The organism is Pseudomonas sp. BW16M2, assembly GCF_014268865.1.
Taxonomy (GTDB): Bacteria; Pseudomonadota; Gammaproteobacteria; order Pseudomonadales; family Pseudomonadaceae; genus Aquipseudomonas; species Aquipseudomonas peradeniyensis.
The window spans coordinates 128,850-149,934 of the sequence record NZ_JABWRI010000012.1; the positions used below are offsets into that span (position 1 = coordinate 128,850).

General features: G+C 67.4%; 18 protein-coding genes. 13 read left to right on the forward strand and 5 right to left on the reverse strand.

The features are described from left to right. Window positions 1–57: 57 nt before the first annotated feature. Window positions 58–2,103, reverse strand: coding sequence for a PhoX family phosphatase (locus HU735_RS13580; protein WP_186713908.1), 2,046 nt, complete (start codon window positions 2,101–2,103; stop codon window positions 58–60). 218 nt (window positions 2,104–2,321) lie between these two features. Between HU735_RS13580 and HU735_RS13585 the strand changes: the two genes are divergently transcribed. The 12 genes from HU735_RS13585 to HU735_RS13640 all read left to right on the forward strand — a co-directional run bounded on the left by HU735_RS13585 (window position 2,322) and on the right by HU735_RS13640 (window position 13,026). After that, window positions 2,322–3,965 (forward strand): lipoprotein UxpA, encoded by a 1,644-nt coding sequence (locus HU735_RS13585; protein ID WP_186713909.1) that lies wholly within the window; start codon window positions 2,322–2,324, stop codon window positions 3,963–3,965. Continuing rightward, window positions 3,962–4,381 (forward strand): pilus assembly protein PilZ, encoded by a 420-nt coding sequence (locus HU735_RS13590; protein WP_186713910.1) that lies wholly within the window; start codon window positions 3,962–3,964, stop codon window positions 4,379–4,381. Before HU735_RS13585 ends, HU735_RS13590 begins: the two co-directional genes overlap by 4 nt. Before the next feature lie 3 nt (window positions 4,382–4,384). Then, the gene (gspD, locus tag HU735_RS13595) at window positions 4,385–6,337 is read left to right on the forward strand and encodes a type II secretion system secretin GspD (RefSeq protein ID WP_186713911.1); all 1,953 of its coding nucleotides are present in this window, start codon (window positions 4,385–4,387) and stop codon (window positions 6,335–6,337) included. Continuing rightward, complete coding sequence (locus HU735_RS13600; protein ID WP_186713937.1) at window positions 6,337–7,785, forward strand: ATPase, T2SS/T4P/T4SS family; 1,449 nt, start codon at window positions 6,337–6,339, stop codon at window positions 7,783–7,785. Before gspD ends, HU735_RS13600 begins: the two co-directional genes overlap by 1 nt. Before the next feature lie 2 nt (window positions 7,786–7,787). Beyond that, window positions 7,788–8,984: a type II secretion system inner membrane protein GspF gene (gspF, locus tag HU735_RS13605; RefSeq protein WP_186713912.1), complete on the forward strand. Its 1,197-nt coding sequence runs from the start codon at window positions 7,788–7,790 to the stop codon at window positions 8,982–8,984. A gap of 14 nt (window positions 8,985–8,998) precedes the next feature. Then, window positions 8,999–9,433, forward strand: a complete 435-nt coding sequence (gene gspG, locus HU735_RS13610) for a type II secretion system major pseudopilin GspG (protein WP_028691608.1) — start codon at window positions 8,999–9,001, stop codon at window positions 9,431–9,433. Window positions 9,434–9,542: 109 nt separating this feature from the next. Then, complete coding sequence (gene gspH / locus HU735_RS13615; protein WP_346655363.1) at window positions 9,543–9,977, forward strand: type II secretion system minor pseudopilin GspH; 435 nt, start codon at window positions 9,543–9,545, stop codon at window positions 9,975–9,977. Next, complete coding sequence (locus HU735_RS13620) at window positions 9,974–10,342, forward strand: type II secretion system protein (RefSeq protein WP_186713914.1); 369 nt, start codon at window positions 9,974–9,976, stop codon at window positions 10,340–10,342. The genes gspH and HU735_RS13620 overlap by 4 nt, the downstream gene beginning before the upstream one ends. Beyond that, the gene (locus HU735_RS13625; RefSeq protein ID WP_084943514.1) at window positions 10,339–10,929 is read left to right on the forward strand and encodes a prepilin-type N-terminal cleavage/methylation domain-containing protein; all 591 of its coding nucleotides are present in this window, start codon (window positions 10,339–10,341) and stop codon (window positions 10,927–10,929) included. The genes HU735_RS13620 and HU735_RS13625 overlap by 4 nt, the downstream gene beginning before the upstream one ends. Further along, entirely contained in the window at window positions 10,926–11,987 is a 1,062-nt protein-coding gene (locus tag HU735_RS13630) for a type II secretion system protein GspL (protein ID WP_186713915.1), read from the forward strand. Before HU735_RS13625 ends, HU735_RS13630 begins: the two co-directional genes overlap by 4 nt. Further along, window positions 11,984–12,370, forward strand: a complete 387-nt coding sequence (gspM, locus tag HU735_RS13635) for a type II secretion system protein GspM (RefSeq protein ID WP_186713916.1) — start codon at window positions 11,984–11,986, stop codon at window positions 12,368–12,370. Before HU735_RS13630 ends, gspM begins: the two co-directional genes overlap by 4 nt. 29 nt (window positions 12,371–12,399) lie before the next feature. Beyond that, window positions 12,400–13,026 (forward strand): hypothetical protein, encoded by a 627-nt coding sequence (locus HU735_RS13640; RefSeq protein WP_346655362.1) that lies wholly within the window; start codon window positions 12,400–12,402, stop codon window positions 13,024–13,026. A gap of 1 nt (window position 13,027) precedes the next feature. Here the strand turns inward: HU735_RS13640 and HU735_RS13645 are convergent, their stop codons facing one another. From HU735_RS13645 to HU735_RS13660, 4 genes are all read right to left on the reverse strand, one after another. Next, window positions 13,028–14,710 (reverse strand): ShlB/FhaC/HecB family hemolysin secretion/activation protein, encoded by a 1,683-nt coding sequence (locus HU735_RS13645; RefSeq protein ID WP_186713918.1) that lies wholly within the window; start codon window positions 14,708–14,710, stop codon window positions 13,028–13,030. A gap of 183 nt (window positions 14,711–14,893) precedes the next feature. After that, the gene (locus HU735_RS13650) at window positions 14,894–18,943 is read right to left on the reverse strand and encodes a hemagglutinin repeat-containing protein (protein ID WP_186713919.1); all 4,050 of its coding nucleotides are present in this window, start codon (window positions 18,941–18,943) and stop codon (window positions 14,894–14,896) included. A gap of 234 nt (window positions 18,944–19,177) precedes the next feature. Beyond that, complete coding sequence (locus tag HU735_RS13655; protein ID WP_186713920.1) at window positions 19,178–19,741, reverse strand: L,D-transpeptidase family protein; 564 nt, start codon at window positions 19,739–19,741, stop codon at window positions 19,178–19,180. A 20-nt stretch (window positions 19,742–19,761) separates the two neighbouring features. Then, entirely contained in the window at window positions 19,762–20,316 is a 555-nt protein-coding gene (locus tag HU735_RS13660) for an NUDIX hydrolase (RefSeq protein WP_050704191.1), read from the reverse strand. A gap of 137 nt (window positions 20,317–20,453) precedes the next feature. Between HU735_RS13660 and HU735_RS13665 the strand changes: the two genes are divergently transcribed. Continuing rightward, window positions 20,454–21,053, forward strand: coding sequence for a CoA pyrophosphatase (locus HU735_RS13665; RefSeq protein ID WP_186713921.1), 600 nt, complete (start codon window positions 20,454–20,456; stop codon window positions 21,051–21,053). The last annotated feature ends 32 nt before the right edge of the window (window positions 21,054–21,085 follow it).

A 21,085-nucleotide genomic window follows, 5' to 3' on the forward strand; every position in this document is an offset into this window, starting at 1 on the left:
GTAATCGCAGGCTATATGCAACCTCTGTAGGAGCGGCGTGAGGCTAAAGCTGATCGATCAGACGGTACCGATCTCTCCGCCGTCATTACGCTGGATCACCACCGTCGAAGCCCGTGGCCGCACCGAGGTGCCGGTCGGCGTGACGTCGGTGGCCTTGTCGGTGGTCGGCCAGTTGTCCGGGTGCTGGATGTTGACGAACATCGTCTTGTTGTCCGGGGTGAAGGTGATGCCCGTCACCTCGCAACCGTTCGGCCCGACGAAGAAGCGACGCAGGTCTGCCTGGTTGGTGGCGTTGACCGGGATCTGCTTGCCGTTGGCGTCCACCAGGTCGGTGGGGATCACCGCCAGCACCTGGTCGTTGGTGTAGCTGGTCAGGGTGGCCTCGCCGTTGTCGGTCTCGAACCACAGCACGCCGCGGCTATCGAAGCTCATGCCGTCGGGGCTGGCGAACTGGTTCAGTTCGGTCAGGCCCGAGCGGTTGATGTCCGGGGTGCCGGCGGCGTTGGCGCCGAACACGAAGATGTCCCAGGTGAAGGTCTTGTGGTCGTCGCTGTCGTGCCAGCGGATGATGTGGCCGTGGCGGTTCGGGCCGCGCGGGTTGGCCGCGTCGACCTTGGCGGCGGTGCGCGCGCTGTTGTTGGTCAGGGTCAGGTAGACGTCGCCGTTGAGCGGGTTGACGGCGGTCCACTCCGGACGGTCCATGGGCGTGGCGCCCACGGCGTCGGCGGCGCCACGGGTGTTGAGGATGATGCCCGGCAAATCGGTGAACAGCGCGCCAAGGGTGCTGCCGCCGGTGGTCGGGGTGGCGACGTCGAGCAGCAGCCAGGCGCCGGTGCCGTTGGCGTCGAAGCGGGCCACGTAGAGCTTGCCCTTGTCCATATATTTGGCACCGGTGGCCAGGCGGTCGGCCGGGTTGGCGTCTGCCGGATCCCACAGGGCGTCGGAGACGAACTTGTACAGGTACTCGTTGTTGGAGTCGTCGCCGGTATACCAGACCAGCGGCTTGCCGGCCACCGGCAGGCCCGGGCAGCAGCCTTCGTGGCGGAATCGGCCCAGGGCGGTGCGCTTCACTGCCAGGGTGTTGCTGGTGTACGGGTCGATCTCGACGATGTAGCCGTAGGTGCTGGCTTCGTTGCGGAAGTCGTCGGTGGCGCTGGCGCCGGTGGGGGTGATGTCGAAGCGGGCGAACTCGCCGGCCACTTCGCTGGCGTCACCGGCCGCGGTTTCCCACTTGTACTGGCCGCTGCTGCTGGAGACGCCGATGCGCACCTGGTTGGCCGGGCGGGTGCCCTTGTTGACGAAGATGCCGGGCCAGTTCTCCTCGCAGGTCAGGTAGGTGCCCCACGGGGTATAGCCGTTGCCGCAGTTGTTGTTGGTGCCGCGGCACTGGGTGCCGGTGGGCGAGAACTTGGTCTTGACGTGGTCGGTGCCGCGCATCGGGCCGGCAATGTCCATCAGCGAGACGGTGGTGAAGCGGCGGTTGAGCGGGTCGTTATTGACCACCTGCCAGCGCCCGGCGACCTTGCTGATGCGTACCACGCCCGCACCATGGGCGTTGATCTCCTTGCGTACCTCTTCGACCGGGCGCTTGCCGGCGACGGTGGTGGGGCCGGCCGGGTGCAGGGCGGCGGTATCGATGTACTCGAAGTTGATCGCCAGCAGGCCATCACTGGAGCTGCCGTTGATGGGGAAGAAGTGCATGCCGTCGTGGTGCATGCCCATGGCGTTGGCCTGGTCGGTGGAAGTGTTGCTGCCGTCGGCCTTCCAGGGGTTGGCGGTGGCGTTCAGCGGCGTGCCCCAGGGCGCCAGCACATAGGCGCTGTAGCCGGCGGCGACCACGCAGGCATCGGTGCGCGAACCTGGGATGGAATTGAAGCCCAGCTTGAGTTTCGGTTTTTCCGGCTGGGGCGCCGGATCGTCGTTGTCGGAGCCGCCGCCGCCGTCGAAGCAACCGGTCAGGCCGGTGCCGGCGATCATGGCGATGGCGGCGCCGAGGCTGCCGCGCACCACGGCGCGACGGCTCAGGTAGGTGTCCATGACACTGGCCATCGGCAGGTTGCCGCTCAGGTTCCGGTCCAGGTTATCGCCGGTATCTCGACTCATCAGGGTGTCCTTTTTTGGCTGAGTTGAAGGAAACCGCGACTGTAGACGGCAAGTATGTCGATTGATTGGCAGAAATGTTAAAGGGCGTTTAAAACGCACTGCTATTACTAAAGGCCTAATCAAGGCTGTTTTGGAATTATCAGCGGATTTCTGCCATCAAACTGTCACGCCAACGCCGCAATATCCGGGTCCCAACGTGAACAGGGATGGCGGAGTCGATGGCAAGCAGTGTGGGCAGGCGCGAGGTGATCGGGTGGATGGGCGTCGGTGCGCTGGCGCCGCTGCTCGGCGCCTGTTCCGCGCTGCCGGGGCCGCGTGGCGGCAGCGACCGGGCGCTGGATCTGCTGTATGTGGCCGACACCCTCGATGCCCGTCAGCCGGGCCAGGCCGTGGTACCGGCCACGCGCCTGGGGCCGGTCAGCCATCTGGGCCGCGCGCCGTGGATGAGCGGGCCCAACGCCAGTGCCGGGCAGCCGGAGCTGGCGCCGTTGCTCGACGCGGGCTTGGCCGGCCAGGCCCGTACCGGCGGTTACGCGGTGCTTGCGGCACTGCTCGAACAATTGCGCGCCGAAGCCGGCAGTGAGCAGTGCCTGACCCTGGAGAACGGCCAGTGCTGGAACGGCAGTGGCCTGGCCTACCTCACCCAGGGCGAAAGCGGCGTGCAGGGCAGCCAGCTGCTGGGCAGCGAGGCGCGGGTCAGCAGCGACGAGCGGGTATTGTGGCCGCAGCGTAGCGCCGGGCTCTATCGCCAGTCTTCTTCTATTACCCTCGGCGCCGGACTGGCCGACACCCAGGCCAAGGCGCTGGGCGTTGAAGGCGTCAAGGTGTTCCAGCGCGCAGGCGTGCGCATTGCGGTGGTGGGGGTCACCGACCCTTACGCCCAGGACCAGAAAGCCTCCCTGAAACAGTGGTACCAGTCGCTGCAACCGAGCTTCCAGCAGGCCCGGCGCGAGGCCGACCTGGTAGTGGCGCTGGCGGATGTCGGTACCGGCCCCGGTCTGTGGCTGGCCGAGCGGGTGCCGGAAGTGGATGTGCTGCTGTGCGCCCGTGGTCAGGACCTGTGGCCCGCGCCGGTACTGGCGAGCCAGGCCAGTGGCCGGCGGGTGCCGGTGCTGTTCGCCGGCTGCCGGGCCAGTGGCGCGTTTCGCCTGCGTTGCCGTCAGGCCGGTGGCCAGTGGCAGTTCGAGGCGCGTTTTTTTCCGTCCTTCGAGCACAGCCTCGGTCCGCAGGCCCAGGCCCGCGCCAGCCAGCTACGCGGCGAGCTGCAACGCCAGCGCAGCGGCCACGCCGCCTGGCTCGACCAGCCCCTGGCCCGCGCCCCCGAAGCGCTGTGGCGCCGCGATACCCGTGGCGGCAGCTGGGACCGCCTGCTGCACCAGGCCCTGGCCGACGATTCGAGCATGCCGGTGCTGCTGCCCGGCCTGCGTTACGACTTCCCGCTGCGGGCGGGCGAGCCGATCACCCGTGAACACCTGATCAGCCTCACCGGTGGCTACCCCGCGCCAGTGGTCGAAGCCCCGGCGCGCCAGGTCGAACAGGTGCTGGAGAACGCCGCCGAGCAACTGTTCGGTGACCCGCTGCTGCTGGACAACAGCCAGGACCTGCCGCGCTGGCAGAGCCAGAACTGGCAGGTGAGCTACAGCCCCAACGGCAAGCGCATCATCGGCCTGCAGCCGGTCGAGGGCCTGTGCCGCACCTTCGGCCTGCACTTCGACGCCCAGGCCGGTGTGCCGCTGTGGCAGACCCTGGAGGCCTGGCTGACCCGGCAGACGCCGGGCTGGACGCTAGCAACCTTGCAATTGCCGGCGGTGCGCTACGTCCAGGGTCATCCGGGCTGGCACCCGCACCAGGTGGCGGCGTGACTTCGCGCCTGGTCACCTTCGCCTTGCTGACCCTGGCCGCCTGGCTGGCGGCGCAATGCGTGCTGCTGCTCAGCCGCCAGCCGCTGCCGGCCAGCGCACCGGTTCAGACGGACGTCGCGCTGCCGGGCCTGCTGGTGGAGCACTGGCAAGCCCCCATCGATGACGGAAGTATCCCCATCACCCGCCTGCCCCTGGCCTACCTGGGCGGGCTCAAGGCCCAGCCGCTGTCGGCGAGCGTGGTGGTGCTGCGCCACGGCCAGCAGGTGCGCACCCTCGGCCGTGGCCAGCGCCTGGCACCGGGCATCGTGCTGCAGGACATCGACGCCGATGGCCTGATCTTCGACAACAACGGGCGGCGCGAGCGCCTGCCCTGGCCGCCACGTCCCGCCGTGACCGGCTTCAAGCGCCAAGGATGAATGATGATCGCAAGGTACTGTCTGGCCGGGCTGCTGATGCTCGGCATGTCCCTGGCCCGGGCCGAAGAGCCGGAGGTGTTCACCGACGACGGCACGCCGCTGTACGAGGTCAATTTCGTCGACACCGAGCTGGGTGAGTTCATCAATAGCGTGTCGCGCATTACCGGCACCACCTTCATCGTCGACCCGCGGGTGCAGGGCAAGGTCACCGTGCGCACGGTCGATCGGCATGACGCCGACGCCATCTACGACATCTTCCTGGCCCAACTGCGGGCCCAGGGTTTCGCCGCCGTGGACCTGCCCAACGGCAGCGTGAAGATCGTCCCTGACCAGGCCGCGCGCCTGGAACCGGTGCCGGTGGAAAGCGCCGGCAAGAAATCCGAGGGCAGCGATGGCGTGGCCACCCGCGTGTTCAATGTGCGCAACGCCGCCAGCGAGCAGATGCTCGGCATCCTCAAGCCACTGATCGACCCGCGGGTCGGCGTGATCACCCCGTACCCGGCCGCCAACCTGCTGGTGGTCACCGACTGGCGCAGCAACCTGGAGCGTATCGACAGCCTGCTGCGTCAGCTCGACCAGGTCAGCGACGAGCCGTTGCAGGTCATCCCGCTCAAGCACGCCAGCGCCGCCGACACCGCGGGCCTGGTGACCCGCCTGCTGGCCCGCGAGCAGGGCAGCGACGCCGCCCAGGTGGTTGCCGACCCGCGCAGCAACGCCTTGCTGGTGCGCGGCAGCGCCGACAGCCGCGAGCGGGTGAGGGCCTTGCTGGCCCAGCTCGACCGGCCCGGCGACAACCTGCGCAGCAGCAATACCCAGGTCATGTACCTGCGCCACGCCAACGCCGCCGAAGTGGTCAAGGTACTGCGCGGTCTGAGCCAGGCCGGCGCGGTGCCGGCCGCCGAAGGCGAGGGCAAGGACGCGGCGCCGGTGCCGGTGGCCAGCGATTCGGGGATCCGCCTGGAGTACGAGGAGGGTACCAATGCCGTGGTGATGGTCGGCCCGGACAGCGAGCTGGCCGCCTTCCGCAGCATCGTCGAGCAACTGGACATCCGCCGGGCGCAGGTGGTGGTCGAGGCGATCATCGCCGAGGTGTCAGACAGCAGCGCCCAGGAGCTCGGCGTGCAGTGGCTGTTCGCCGACGAGAAGTTCGGCGCCGGGATCGTCAACTTCGGCGGCAACGGGGTGAACATCGCCAGCATCGCCGGGGCCGCCAGCAGCGGCGACAACGAAAAGCTCGGCAAGCTGCTGTCGGCGACCACCGGCGCCACCGCCGGCATCGGCCATATCGGTGGCGGTTTCAACTTCGCCATGCTGGTCAATGCGCTCAAGGGCAAGAGCGGCTTCAACCTGCTGTCCACGCCGACCTTGCTGACCCTGGACAACGCCGAGGCGTCGATCCTGGTCGGCCAGGAGGTGCCGTTCGTCACCGGCTCTGTCACCCAGAACAACGCCAACCCCTACCAGACCATCGAGCGCAAGGAAGTGGGGGTGAAGCTGCGCATCAAGCCGCAGGTCAACGTCGACAACAGCGTGCGCTTGGACATCGTCCAGGAGGTGTCGTCGATCGCCGATTCCAGTGCCGCCAGCGACGTGATCACCAACAAGCGCGAGATCAAGACCAAGGTGATGGTCGAGGACAACGGCCTGGTGATCCTCGGCGGGCTGATCAGCGACGAACTTTCCACCAGCAACCAGCGGGTGCCGCTGCTCGGCGACATTCCCTATCTGGGCCGGCTGTTCCGCTCCGACGCCAGCAAGAACACCAAGCAGAACCTGATGGTGTTCATCCGCCCGCGCATCCTGCGTGACGGCGAGAGCCTGGCCGGGCTGAGCCAGCAGAAGTACCAGAGCCTGCAACAGAACACGCCACTCAAGCTGCCGTCGCTGGCCGAGGGCCTGCCGTTGCTGCAGGTGTTCCCCTCCAGCCGGGCGCGCCTCGAAGGCGGTGACTGGTGATGCTGCCCTATCGCCTGGCACGCCAGAGCGGGGTGGCCATGGCGCCAGCCGAGGGCGGCTGGCAGCTGTGGCTGCGCGGCGACGCCGACAGCGACCAGTTGCAGGAGCTGTTGCGCGTGCATGGCTTGCCGGCCAGCCTGGAACATCTCGACGGCGCGCAGTTCGACGAGCGCCTCGGCCAGCTCTACCAGGCCGGCGAGGCGGCGACCGAGGCCTTGATCGAAGGCATCGGTGAGCAGGTCGACCTGGACAGCCTGATGAGCGAGATGCCGCGCATCGAGGACCTGCTGGAAAGCGATGACGAAGCCCCGGTGATCCGCCTGATCAATGGCCTGTTTGGCCAGGCCTTGCGCCTGCGTGCCTCGGACATCCATATCGAGACCTTCGAGCAGAGCCTGGTGGTGCGCCTGCGCGTCGACGGCCACCTGCGCGAGGTGCTGCGCCCGCCGCGGGCGCTGTCGGCGATGCTGGTGTCGCGGATCAAGGTCATGGCCCGCCTGGACATCGCCGAGAAGCGCCAGCCCCAGGACGGCCGCATCACCCTGCGCGCCGCCGGGCGCGAGGTGGATGTACGGGTCTCGACCCTGCCCGGCATTCATGGCGAGCGGGTGGTAATGCGCGTGCTCGACAAGCAGGCCAGCCTGCTGGCGCTGGACAACCTGGGCATGCCCGCCGCCGTGCTGCGTGGCCTGCGCGGCTGCCTGGCGCGGCCCAACGGTATCGTGCTGTCCACCGGCCCCACCGGCTCGGGCAAGACCACCACGCTGTACGCCAGCCTCAACAGCCTGAACGACGGCAGCCGCAACATCCTCACCGTCGAGGATCCGGTCGAGTACGCTATCGCCGGCATCGGCCAGACCGCCATCAACCCCCGCGCCGGGCTGACCTTCGCCAGTGGCCTGCGCGCGATCCTGCGCCAGGACCCGGACGTGATCATGCTTGGCGAGATCCGCGACCAGGAAACCGCGCAGATCGCCGTGCAAGCCAGCCTCACCGGGCACCTGGTGCTGTCGACCCTGCACACCAACAGCGCCGTTGGCGCGGTGACCCGCCTGCGCGACATGGGCATCGAGCCTTTTCTGATCGCCTCGTGCCTGCGCGGCGTGCTGGCCCAGCGCCTGGTGCGGCGGCTGTGTGCCTGCGCGGTGGCACAGCCACTGCAACGCGCCGAGCGCGAGCTGTGGCCGGAACTGGGCAGCCTGCGCGAGAGCTATCACCCGGTTGGCTGCGAGCATTGCCAGGGCAGTGGCTTTGTCGGTCGGCTGGGGCTGTACGAATTCATCGAGCTGGATGCCGGGCTGGTCGCCTTGCTCTACGACGGCGAGAGCGAGCTGGCCATGCAGGCCTACCTGGATGGCCGTCGGCAGAGCCTGGTGGCCATGGCCAGCAACTGCCTGGCCCGTGGCGAGACCAGCCTGGCCGAAGTGCTGCGCGTGGTGCAGGGCTGAGCATGCCGACCTATCGCTATCAGGCCGTGGACATGAACGGCAAGGCGCACAAGGCCAGCGTGCAGGCCGACAGCGAGCGGCATGCGCGCCAGTTGCTGCGCGAGCAGGGTTTGTTCGCCCGGCAGTTGCAGCGCAACGATAGCGCGCAGCCCCGTCGCCAGCGCCTGACCCGCGCCCAGCTGTGCGAGCTGACCCGCCAACTGGCGACCCTGATCGGTGCCGGCATCCCACTGGTCGATGCCCTCGCGACACTGGAGCGGCAATTGCGCCAACCAGCCCTACATGCGGTGCTGGTGACCCTGCGTGGCTCCCTCGCCGAAGGCCTGGGGCTGGCCCGTAGCCTGGCACGCCAAGGCGCGCCGTTCACCGGGCTGTACTGCGCGCTGGTCGAGGCCGGCGAGCGCTCCGGGCGCCTGGGCCAGGTGCTGGCGCGCCTCGCCGATCACCTGGAGCAGGTCCAGCGTCAGCGCCACAAGGCACGCACAGCGCTGATCTACCCGGCGGTGCTGATGGGCGTGTCGCTGGCGGTGGTGGTCGGCCTGATGACCTTCGTGGTGCCCAAGCTCACCGAGCAGTTCGCCCATTCCGGGCAGAGCCTGCCACTGATTACCTCACTGCTGATCGGCATCAGCCAGGGGTTGGTCCTGGCCGGGCCGTACCTGTTGGCCTTGGCGATCGGGTTGGCCGTGGCCGGCGGCTGGCTGTTGCGCAAGCCGCACTGGCGCCTGCGCCGCGACGACCTGCTACTGCGCCTGCCGCGTGTCGGCGCGGTGTTGCAGGTGCTGGAGAGCGCGCGCCTGGCGCGCAGCCTGGCGATTCTCTGCGGCAGTGGCGTGGCCCTGCTCGAAGCCTTGCAGGTGGCCACCGAGACGGTCGGCAACCTGCGTATCCATGCCGCCATGGCGCAGGTGCGCCAGCAGGTGCAGGGCGGCACCAGCCTGCACCGGGCGCTGGACGGCGCCGGCCAGTTTCCGCCGCTGCTGGTGAACATGGTCGGCAGCGGCGAGGCCAGCGGCACCCTGGCCGACATGCTCGAGCGCGTGGCCGATGACCAGGAGCGCGGCTTCGCCCGCCAGTTGGACACCGCCATGGCGCTGTTCGAACCGCTGATGATCCTGGTGATGGGCGCGGTGGTGCTGTTCATCGTGCTGGCGGTGCTGCTGCCGATCATGCAGCTCAACCAGGGATTGCAACTGTGACAAGGAGACCTTTCATGCAACAACGACGCAACCGCCAGGGTGGCTTCACGCTGATGGAAATCATGGTGGTGATCTTCATCATCGGCCTGCTGATCGCCGTGGTCGCGCCCAGCGTGCTGGGCAACCAGGACAAGGCCATGAAGCAGAAGGTCATGGCCGACCTTGCGACCCTGGAGCAGGCGCTGGACATGTACCGCCTGGACAACCTGCGCTTTCCCAGCAACGAGCAGGGCCTGGCGGCGCTGGCGAAGAAACCGACCCAGGAACCGTTGCCGCGCAGCTGGCGCAGCGATGGGTATATCCGTCGTCTGCCGGAAGATCCGTGGGGCACGCCGTACCAGTACCGCATGCCCGGCGAGCATGGCCGGGTCGATGTCTATTCGCTGGGCGCCGATGGCGTACCGGGCGGCGAAGGGCTCGATGCCGACCTGGGCAACTGGGCGCTCTGAAATGCCTGCCCGAAGTGAATGCAACTGCGTGGGAGCGGGCTTGCCCCGCGATGGCAATGTTGGCCATGCCACCGCCATCGCGGGGCTAGCCCGCTCCCACGCTGTCCCGATCCAACAGCGCGGCTTCAGCCTGCTCGAACTGTTGGTGGTGCTGGCCATCGCCGCGCTGATGACCAGCCTGGCGGTGGCCTGGCTCGACAGTGGCAGGAGCAGCGTCGACCAGACCCTCGACCGCCTGGCCGCCGCCACCGTGGCCCAGGCTGACCTGGCGCGCCATGCCGGGCAACTGCGGGGGATACGTTGGAACGGTCAGCGGCCTGAGTTCGTGCGCCGTCAAGGGGATCAATGGCAGGTGGAAACCGTGGCCTTGGGCGATTGGCCCAAGGGCCTGCGCCCGGACTGGCCATCCAGCCAGACACCTGCGCTGCTGTTCACCCCCGATGGCTGGGCCCGCCCGGGCACTGTGCGCTGGCGCTGGGCAGAAGGCGGCCGGCGTTGGGACTGGGACCGCAGCGGCCAGTTGCGCGTGAGCGTGATGCCATGAAGCGCGGGCAACGGGGGTTCACCTTGCTCGAAGTGAGCGTGGCCCTGGGCATCGCCGCGGTCCTGGCGGTGATCACCAGCCAGGTCCTGCGCCAGCGCCTGGCCGTGCAGGACACGGTGCAGCAGCATCGGCTGGGCCTGCTGTGCGCCCGCGAGCTGCAGGCGCGTTTCGCGGTCGAGCAGTACTGGCCGGCGGCCAACCAGGACAGCGGCGTGCTGGTCGAGGGCGGGCAGGCCTGCCATTGGCAACTGCAACTGCGCCGTACCGGCGTGCGCGACCTGCGTCGCGGCGAAATGCTGTTGCATACTGACCGCGACCAGCGCCTGCCGCTGGGACAGTACACCATCTTTCTGGAGCGGCCATGAAGCGGCGCCAGGCGGGCATGACCCTGATCGAACTGCTGGTGGCCCTGGCCCTCACCGCCTTGCTCGGGGTGTTGCTGTCGGCGCTGGTCAACGGTTGGCTGAAGGTGCGCGAGCGGCTCGACGAACAGGTGCGCGAAACCGGCGTGCTGGATTTCTGCCTGGCCCTGGAGCGGCGCTTCGACAGCCCGGTGCTGCGCCGCCTGTATGAACAGCGCCTGCCACTGGCGCCGCGCTGGCTCGACTGGCAACCCGACCGCCAGCAACTGCTGTGGGTGGCTGCCGCGGCCTGGCCGCAGGCCGAGGGCGGCTCGCGCCTGCAGCGCCAGCGCCTGCGTTTCGAGCCCCGCGAACAACGCCTGCTGCTGGAAACCTCGGCCGACCTCTACGCCGCCGCAGCCCCGCAATGGGTGATGCGCGAGCGGCTGGAGCGGGTCAGCGCGATGAACATCCTCTACCACCAGTCCGGCCGCTGGCTGGCCTGGCCTTCCGAACAACCGACGCACCCCGGGCGGGGTGTGCGCGTGGAGCTAGTGCGTGATGGAGCACCGTTTACCTGCACCTTCGTTCTGCCCTGGGGGCGCTCATGAAGCTTGAATGGCGCCGCCGGACGCCGGCACAACCCTGGCTGCTGCTGCGCCCCGGCGAGGTCTGGGAGTGGCTGCTGGTGATCCAGGGCCGTCCGGTGCGCGAGGGACTGGGGGAGCCACCGCCAGGGCTGGAGGCGCGCGTCGCCCTGATCGTCCCCGGTGAGCACTGCAGCCACTTCCAAGTGGCCGCGCCGCCGGGGCTCAAGCGCGAGGAGTGGCCGTTGCTGGTCGAGGACCGCTTGCTGCAAGGCGTCGATGAGGTGCTGTGTGCCTGTATCGGGCGTCACGCGGGGCAGATGCAATTGCTGGTGGTGGCGCGGGCGAGGCTGGACGAATGGCGTGCGCAGTGCGCCGCCTGGGCGCTGCCGGTGGAGCGTTGCTGGGCTGAGTTCCAGCTGCTGCCCAACAGCGTGGGCGCGGCGGGTTGGCAATGGCGACGAGGGACGATGAGCCTGTACAAGGCCCAGACGCGTTGGTTGGCCTGGCCACAGGCGCTCGGCTTGCCGCCTACGCTGGACTGGCTGGCCGATGACGCCGAATGTATCGAGGGCCCATGGCCAGAGGTGCTGGCGTCGCTCGATGGCCTGCCGGGGGTGTTCGAGGCGCGACGTGCCCGCTCACGCCCGTGCTTGCAGGGCGGGCAATCGCGCCTGGCCGTCGCCTGCCTGGCGCTAGCCCTGGCGTGGGGTGGACTGTGGTGCGCGCAACAGTGGCGACAGGCCCAGGTCTATCGCGCTCAGGTGCTGGCGGTGACCGGTCCCCAGGCGACACCACGCCAGGCGGCGTTGGTGCTCAAGCGCCTGCGGGACGATGCAGGTGAAAGGCAGGTGCGCCTGCGTCTGCTCGACGCGGTGCAGGCGCAGGTCCATGCCTGGTTGAGCGATCACCCTGGCTGGCAGGTGCGGGCGGTGCGATACGACGGTCAGCGCTGGCACCTGGAGCTGGAAGGCGAGGGCACCGCCGCGCCCTGGCAGGACATGGCCACGGCGATCGGTGTGCAAGTCCAGGTGGAAGATGAGGCGCGCCGTGTGGTGTTCGACTTGGGGAGCGCAGCATGAACCGCGAATGGTTGCAGCAGCATCGGCTATCGCTGGCCTGGGGCGTCGTCGCGCTGTTGGTTACGCTGCTGGCGCTGCGCGAGGGTATCGCCTATTGGCGCGAGCAGGCGCAGTGGCGGGCGCTGGCCGAATCGCTGACGGTGCAAGCGCAGCAACCCGCATTGACCCTGGAAGGGCTGCACCAGTCGGCCCAGGCGCGACATATCGAGTTGGCCGAGGTGCAGCCCGAGGACGAAGGTTGGCTGACGCGTGGCAAGGTGGCCGATGCCCAGATGCTGCAAGGATGGTTGCAGGCCTTGCGCGATGATGGCACGCAGCCTTTGCAGTGGGGATTGGAGCGGGACACCGAGGGGCTGCGCTTTACCGTGCGGCTGCGGCCATGAAGCGGCGGGCTGGTTTATGGGTAGCCCTGGTGTTCTGCCTGACGCTGTTGGCCGAGCTGCCAGCGCGCTGGCTGGTCGCGGGATTCGGGCTACCGGCCGAGGGCGTGAGCGGCAGCCTGTGGCAAGGACAGGCCGCCCGGCTGGGTGCGGCAGGACCGGTGCAGTGGACGTGGCGACCGTGGCAGCGCGACCTGCAGGTGCGCTTGGGCTTTCAAGGCCAGGGCTGGCTAGGGCGCCTGAGCGGTTGGCCGTGGCGTTGGCAGGCCGGGCTACAGGCAGTGGGCTCGCAGCCCAGCGCGGCCCTGGGATACCGCCTGACCGGACAGTGGCAAGGGGGCATCAGCCTGCAAGGCTCGGGGCAGCGTTGCCTGGCCGCCGATGGGCGGATCACGGTGGCCGACCTGGCATTGAGTGCACCGTGGTCCCTGGGATTGGGGCAGGGGACGTTGGAAATGGATTGCCACCAGGGTTGGCGGCTGGTCGCGGGGCTGGTTCGCCAAGGTCAGCACCAGCTCGGCCTGGAGGCCGACCTGGTGGCGCGACGGGCGCAGCTCGACTTCGCAATGTCGGCCGATGCCGGCCTGACGCCGGTGCTGCGCGGCCTGCAATGGCTGGGGCCGGAAGACAGCGTCGGCCAGCGCCGGCTGAGCTGGTAGCTCAGATGTTCAGTGACCACTGCGCGACCCAGAAGCCTTGTTCCAGTGCCTTGCGTGGCCGATCGCTGGCATACAGCCCACGCTGGTAGTCCAGGCGCAGCTGGCTGCGCGGCAGGCTCAGTTCGACGCCTGCCGAGGCGCCGACCAGGCGCTGCGACGGGCTGCTGCGTGCATAGCGGGCCCAGCCCAGGTCCAGGCCTAGGGTGGGGCGCACCTGTACCGGCAGCGGCAGTGGCTGGCTCAGGGTATTGCGCCAGGCGCCGGCACTGGCGCCGGAGACGTTGTGCGGGCGGAAACCACGCACGGCCGAATGGTCGCTGAGTGACATCTGTTCGACGGCGGGCAGCACATGGGTGCTGTATTGCAAGGCCAGTTCGCTCTGCCAGCGCCATGGCCACTGGGCGGGGCCCTGGCGCAGGTGCAGCAGGTTGGCGCGGTACTTGGTGAAGTCCGGTCTTGGCGCCTGTTTGTGGGCGAACGGGCGGTCGGCGCCGAGCCAGTGCATGCCCTGGCTCAGCCCCAGGTAGGCGTTCCACAACCCGCCTTCGAGCCACAGCAGGTTGAGCCCGGCCTCGACGGTGGCCAGGGTCGGGCTCTGCAGGGCCAGCACGGCGGGGCCGAAGCGGTTGACCAGTTGCTTGCGGTCCAGCCGGGCGCTGGCGCTGAGCATGCCCTGGTGATTGCGCCACAGCACGCGCTCGGCGCCGAGGCCGAAGAACTCGCTGCGGCCGCTGCTGGCATGGCGGGTGTTCGGGATCGGCGCGCGGTAGCGCATGCGGCTGGCGTTGAGGGTGAAGGTCCAGCGGCCATGGGGCAGGCTGTAGTACAGGCTGCTCCCTTCGCTTTGCCCGGGCGCGCCGAACACCACCGAACTCAGCGACAGGCGCAGGTCGTCGTTCAACCCCAGCGGGCTATCCAGGCCAAGGCCGAGGTTGAGGCGGTGGCGGCCGGTGAGCTCACCGCCGCGGTTGTCGAGGAGGGCATTCAGATGCACGGGCGAGGCGACCCGTCGTGGTTCGATCACGACACGGGTGCCACCGCGCAACTCACCCGGCAGCAGGGCCATCTCAAGGTCATAGGCGCGCAACCGGTTGAGCTGGTCCAGACCCTGTTCGAGGTCCGGCAGATGCAGCGGCTGGCCCAACTGGCCAGGAAACGCGCCGCGCAGTGACAGTGGCAGGTTGGCGCCGGCCAGCTCGATCGACTCGATGAAGCCTTCGACGATGACGATGTCCAGTGGCGCACCATGCTCGGGCGGGCTGGCCACATAGGGGCGGCTGGTGGGGTAGCCGGCCTCGACGTAGTGCTGGGTCAGGTGCTTGAGCAATCGGTCGATTTCAGCGACGCCCATGCAAGAGGAAGACACTGCGCGCACGGTCGATTCCAGCTGACGGGTATCGAGTGTGCGGTTGCCAGCCAGGCGCACGCCTCTGATTGCCCAGCAGTGCTGATCGGGCGCGGTGAAGGTTGAGTCGGTGGCGTCCAGGGCGGTGGAGGGCTGGGGACGTTGCCAGCGATCGAGGCGCTGTTGCTGTTCCAACTGCCGCAGCTTCTGCTGCTCGTTGCGCAGTTGCTGGCTGGCCGGATCGGCCTGGGCGAGGGGGATTGCCGTTGCGAGGATGGCGAGCAGGCGTTGGGGGAGGCGTCGCGCAATGGCGACTGAGTGGAGTCGTTGTGTGGTCATTGGCATCTGGTCTGGTCACGGAGCCGTTGTGCAGGGAGCAGAGTTCGCAGGTAGTCAGCGTGCCCTGCAGGAGATCACGCAGCCCTTCCGGGCTGCGCTATCGCGCAAGGAACAGGGTTCCAGCGTGGGAGCGGGCTTTCCCAGTTAAATCAAAGTATTAAGTTAAGTTTCATGAGAGCCGGCCTAGTGCCTGCGACCCTCCTCGACCTTCGAAACGTACTCGACGCTGCGGTCGTGCCCGCTGGTGCGGACCAGGCCGAGGTCAAGTGGCTTGTCACCGTTGTCGGTTCCGTCTTTGCCCGTGACCTTGTCCTTGATGAACGAGAACAGGGTGTCTGCCAGGTCGACCGGCGAGAACGAGGCATCGACCTTCACTTTTCGCTCATGGTCACGGCCGCTCAAGGTCTTGCGGGCGACGCCACCTTCACCAAGCTCGACCTGGCCCTCGCTGGCGCGCAGCGTGGCGCCCACCAGGCGGGTTTCGCCGCCGACTTCCAGGTCGATGCCTTGCGTCGCGGACAGCGTGCTCTGCTGGTTGACGGTGTCGTTCTTGCGCTGGGCGTACTCGGCCTTGAGAGACGGCGTGAACTTCGCGGTGATCTTGTTCCAGAGCGCCCCGGCGATTTCCCCGAGGTTGCCGCTGGCGAGCGCTTCCAGTGGACTGGCCGACTCATCAGCGCCTTGGGTGGAGGCCTTCTGGGTCAGGCTGGCGTCGATGTCGAGGGCCAGGCTGTCGACCTGATCCTGGCGGCTGGCGACCAGCAGGTCGCCGCCGACCTTGCCTTCGATCCGCTTGGCCTCCACCTGCGCGCCTTCGACGCGGGTATCGCCCTGGCTGCGCAGGTCTACCAGGTCGGCGCGCAGGTTGCTGTCGTGCCAGGTGGTGTTGTTGCGCTTGTCCAGCTTCAGATCGACCTGGCCGTTGATGCCGCCGAGATCCAGGGCCGCCAGTTTGAAGCCGCCGCCGACTGTGACGGCGAGATTGTCGTGATGCTCGGTGTTCTTGGCCGCCTCGATCAGCAGGCCACCATTCTGGGCATCCAGGCCGATCCGCTCGGCACTTGCCTGCAGGCCCTGTACCTGCAAGGCGATGTCTTCGCGGGCAAGGCTGGTGAGCTGCACCGCGCCCTTGCCGGTGAACTGCGCGCCAACAGCCGTGCTGGCCTGTTCGTTGACCCAGCCAAAGGTCCCGTGGCCACCCAGGGCGCCACCGGTGGCGCTACCTGTGACATCCAGGCCGCCACCCCAGGTCTTGCCCTCGCTTTTACGGGTGTCGTGGGCGGCGGTCACCTTCAGCACGCCGTCGCTGTGCAAGCGGATATCGCCTTCACGGCTGTCGATACGGGTGCCTTCCAGGTGCAGGTCGCCTGTGCTGGACAGCTCGATCGTGCCTTTGCCGTCGATCTGCGCCACCCTTGCCTTTTCGGTGTGCTGCGCGAGTGTGGTGTGCTTGAGGTTGCCGTCCAGCCCGCCGTTGGGGCCGAGCAGCCCGGTACCACCTTTGGCTGCCAGGCTGGCCTCGAATTTGGTGCTGCTGCTGGAGGTGTGGTCGTGGGCTGCGGCAAGGGTCAGGTCGCCACCGCTGTTCAGGTTGACTGCACCCGCTTCACTGGCGATGTGGGTGCCTTGGTAGCGGCCTGCGCGTTCAAGCTGCACCTCGACGCCGCTCTTGCCACGTAGGCTGCCGACACGGGCGAGCGATGCTTCCTCTTTTTGTGTCAGGTTGGAGCCTTTGCCTTCGAGCCTGGCGTTGATGTCCGTTGCCAGGGTTGTATCTACCCGCAGGCTACCGCCTCCGGTGATGTGCTTGACCTCACGGGTCTTGCGGTCAGTGGCGGCCAGTGCCTGGTGTTCTCCGGCCTCGATTCGCAGGCTGCCGGTCCTGGCGTTGTAGTCGGTGCCCTCGTCCTTGATGTGGTCGGCCTTGACCCGGACATCGGCGCCGCTGAAGGTGCTGACCTGCGCGGTACTGTCGATGTCTTTCTGCAGGCGTGTCTGGTGCCCGATGGCCAGTTCGGCGCCGGTCTTGGGCAGTGCCAGTTTGTCGATCAGGGTGGAGGGGCGGGCACTATCGGCTTGCTTGCCGGTGAACAGGCGTTCGATTGGGCGGGTGATGCGTTGGTAGTCGGTACTGACGCCAAGGCTGCCGTCCCATTGGCTGAGGCTGGTCTCGGTTTCCCGGGTATTGGCGGCCGCACGGTTGTCGATACGCTCGGCGTTCACATACAACGTACGGCCCGCTTGCACATTCGCCGCTTCGGTGGTCAGTTGCCGGGTATCGAGTCGCAGGTCGCCGCTGGCCTGAAGGGTGCTGCGGCGCACGTTGCTTTCACGTTCGATCAGGCCGGCCGGGCCACGGTAGGCATCAATGCCCAGGCCCAGGCGGTCCATGCCGCCGGTGACGGCCAGCGCGGCGCCGGTGCGGGTGTCGACGGTCTGTCGGGCCACGCTGTCGTGGGCGGCGGCGAGTTCGATTTCGCTGGCAGATACCTCCAGGTTGCCGGCGTTCGCCTTGACCTCGGAGCTGCTCACTTTCAGTTTCTGTCCACTGCGCACGGTTACGGCGGCGCCACTGATGCTGCTGGCGACCTGGCGTGTGGCCGAGGTCTGCTCGTCGCTGTGCAGGGCTTCGTAGCCCACGCTCGCGGTGTACTGGCCCGAGCCTGGCTGGTCATCCTGCCCAGGCTGGGTCTGCCCGGCTCTCGCGGTGAAATGGCGCTTGCCGGTGGACCGCTCGGTGCGGGCGTTTTCCTCGGCGCTTTCGATTGTCAGGTCGCCGTTGGCGTCGAGCGCGATTGTCTTCTTGGCTTCGAGCTTGGCTGCGCGCAATTGCAGATCGCCCCCGGCACTGGCAACCACGGTGTCGGCCTTGAGCGTGCTGGACTTTACTTTCTCGGCGTAGGACTTGCTGTCGATGCCCGTATTGTTCAGGTAGACGCGATGGTTGAGCTGCTTATCGACTTGCTCGCTATCCAGGCCGGCATCGATGGTCATCGTGTCGCCACTGCGCAGCGTTAGCGCATTATCTGCATCCAGCTGCGCGGCGGTCAGGTGCAGGTCGCTGCCAGCTTGCAGGTTGGTGATGTCCTCGGCGCGCAGCCGGCTGCCCAGTTGCTCGCGGCGGGTCGTTGTGGTGTTGCCGTCGAACGCTTCGGTAGTGACGAACGCCCACTCCTTCTTCCAACTGGTGGGATCCTCCAGCACCTTCTCCCGGGTGACGGTGTCCAGGGTCAGTTTCTTGCCGGCATTGACCTCGATTTGCCTGGCCTTGCCCTGGGTAGCGGTGAGCCGCAGGTCGCCGGCGGCGTTCAGGTCGAGCTTGCCGGTGCTGCTGGTGAGGCTGGCCTGGCGCCTGTCGCTGCCCTGCACATGCAGGTCTCCGGCGGAGTGGATGATCAGGTCACGGTCCGCCAGCAGGCTGGCGTCACCGACCTGCACACCGGCGCCTTCGCCAGTGCTGACGATACGGATGCGTCCGCCCTGCATGGCACCGAGCAGCTTGGCATCGATGGAGGCGCTGGCGGCAGGCAGGTGCTCGAGGACTTCGCGGTTGCCGGCATCGATCCGGTTGCGACCAACGGTCAGGTTCAACTGGCCCTGGGCCAGGAGCGGCCCCTTGCTGTCAATGCGTGGGGCGATCAGGTCGAGGGCGCCCCTGGCGTTGCTCTGGCCGCCTCCCAGTACCTGCAGGGTGGCGCTGGCTTCGCGGCTGTCGAGGTGCTTGAGCTGGCCGTCCTGGATGTCGACATTGCCGACCAGGAACCCGGCGCGGGTGGTGTTGATGAAACTGCCACCGTTAAGGGTGATGCCATTGGGGTTGGCGAGCAGGTAGTCGGCCTTCTGGCCGAAGATTTCCTGCGCGCCTTCGATCCGCGAGGCGTTCTGGCTGACCACCTCGTTGAGGATGGTCGAGGCGGCCTGGCCCTGGAACTGCGGGTTGGCGCCCAATTGGCCGGCCAGTTGCGATTGCCCGGCCTGCAGGGCGTTGTTCAGTACCAGGCCTTGCTTGCCGACGTTGTAGTCGAGGAACTGGTTATGCGACAGGCCGCCGGCATTGGGCGCGACGATGTCGATGACCGGAACGCCGTGGCCATTGTCGATGATCGGGGTGCCACCCGGGCCCTGCGTTGGTGTCAGGGCGCCTTGCGCCTCGACCTGGGTGGTGCCCAGCAGGGCGAGAAAGACGGCCCAGCGTAGGGTGTCAGGCCTGGTCTTTGGTGTAGGGATTTGCATGAGAACCTCGCAAGTGATGTATGAAACAGAGAAATCATTTGCGGGAATTTTAAGAATGCTGGTGATGGCATTTGTATGGCTCAAAGCCATCACCTTGTGGGAAGGAAGGCTATTGCGTGCGTAGGAAAAGTGAGCGGTTGTGCGTCGAAAGGGAATATCGGCGGTGAACGACAAAGGCCTGCCCCGCGTGAGCGGGACAGGCCTTTGTTGTAGTCGAATGCTGTCGAGGGTGGTTCAGGGCCGGATTTCGATCAGCGTGCCGTCCTTGACCATGCTCCACACCTCGCGCATGTCGTCGTTGCGCATGGCGATGCAGCCCTCGGTCCAGTCGAGGGTGTGGAAGTACCACTCGGGGTACTCCTCGTTGATCGGCGTGCCATGGATCATGATCATGCTGCCGGCGGCCACGCCTTCGTTGCGGGCCTTGGCGGCATCGGTGATGTTCGGGTAGGAGATGTGCATGGCCAGGTTGTAGCGGTCGCTGACCTTGCGCCAGTCCAGCCAGTACAGGCCTTCGGGGGTCTTCTTGTCGCCCTCGCGCTCTTTGGCGCCCTTGGGCTGCTTGCCGAGGGAGATGCGGTAGGTCTTGAGCGGCTCGCCGCGGCTGATCAATTGCAGGCGGCGTTCGGACTTGATCACCAGCACCTTGTCGATCAGCCGTTCCTGCTGGGCGCTGCCAGCGGCGGGCTGGACCGGCGAGGGCACGGCCGACGGCGTCTTGCGGATGATGGTCTCGGTGAAGGCGGCTTGCGACACCGAGGCGACACTGAGGCAGAAAAGGGCAAGCAGCCAGCGCATGAAACCGTATCCCTGAAGACTTAAGTGGTGGGCGACGAAACGTTCATCGGCGGCAGGTATTCATGGCCTATCGGGTAGTGCTGCCTGATGCGGTCGCGATAATAGCATTCTAGTGTGCGTGTGACGGTGCGGAAAGCCAGCTCGCCCCAGGGAATCTCGTGTTCCTCGAACAGGCGCACCTCCAGGCTCTCGACCCCCACGGCGAAGTCCAGGTCGGCCAGTTCGGCGCGGAAGAACACGTGCACCTGGTTGATGTGCGGCAGGTCGAACAGCTGGTACAGGCTCATTTCGGCGACCCGGGCGCAGGCTTCCTCGACGGTTTCGCGACGGGCGGCGGCATCCAGGGTCTCGCCGTTCTCCATGAACCCGGCGGGCAGGGTCCAGAAGCCCCGGCGCGGCTCGATGGCGCGGCGGCACAGCAGCACCTGGGAGCCCCAGGTGGGCAGCACCCCGGCGACGATGTTGGGGTTCTGGTAGTGGATGGTCTGGCAATGGTCGCAGACATACCGCAGGCGGCTGTCGCCTTCGGGGATCCGCTGGGTGACCGGTTGGCCGCACGCGCTGCAGAATTTCATGCTTACATTCATTCCAATGGGGTCGGACTATCTTGGCGCGCCCGGCCCGCCCACCGCAAGCGGCCTGCGGGCGGGGCTTGGGTGCCTCGCGGCTTTGGTGCATCATGCACGGCAGGCCTTGGACACGAGAGTGCGTAATGCTGGACGAGCTTCTTCGCCGAATGAGCAACCATACCCCCGCGTCACTGGAGACGGACCGCCGTTTCCCCGAAGCGGCGGTGTTGCTGCCCATTACCCGCAGCGAAGAGCCGGAGCTGGTACTGACCCTGCGCGCCCAGGGCCTGTCGACCCACGGCGGCGAAGTCGCCTTCCCTGGCGGGCGGCGCGACCCGGAAGACCCCGACCTGGTGTTCACCGCCCTGCGCGAGGCCGAGGAAGAAATCGGCCTGCCGCCCGGGCTGGTCGAGGTGATCGGGCCGCTGAGCCCGGTGATCTCGCTGCACGGCCTTAAAGTGACACCGTTCGTCGGCTTGATCCCCGACTATGTCGAGTACCGCGCCAACGACGCGGAAATTGCCGCGGTGTTCACCGTGCCGCTGGCGTTCTTCCGCCAGGACCCTCGTGAGCATACCCACCGCATCGACTACCAGGGGCGCAGCTGGTACGTGCCCAGCTACCGCTACGGCGACTACAAGATCTGGGGGCTGTCGGCGATCATGATCGTCGAACTGGTCAACCTGCTGTTCGATGCCGGCATCAGCCTGCACCAGCCACCCGAGCGTTTCATCAAGAACTGAGCGGGGCACACCCCGCCACCGCGTTCAACCGT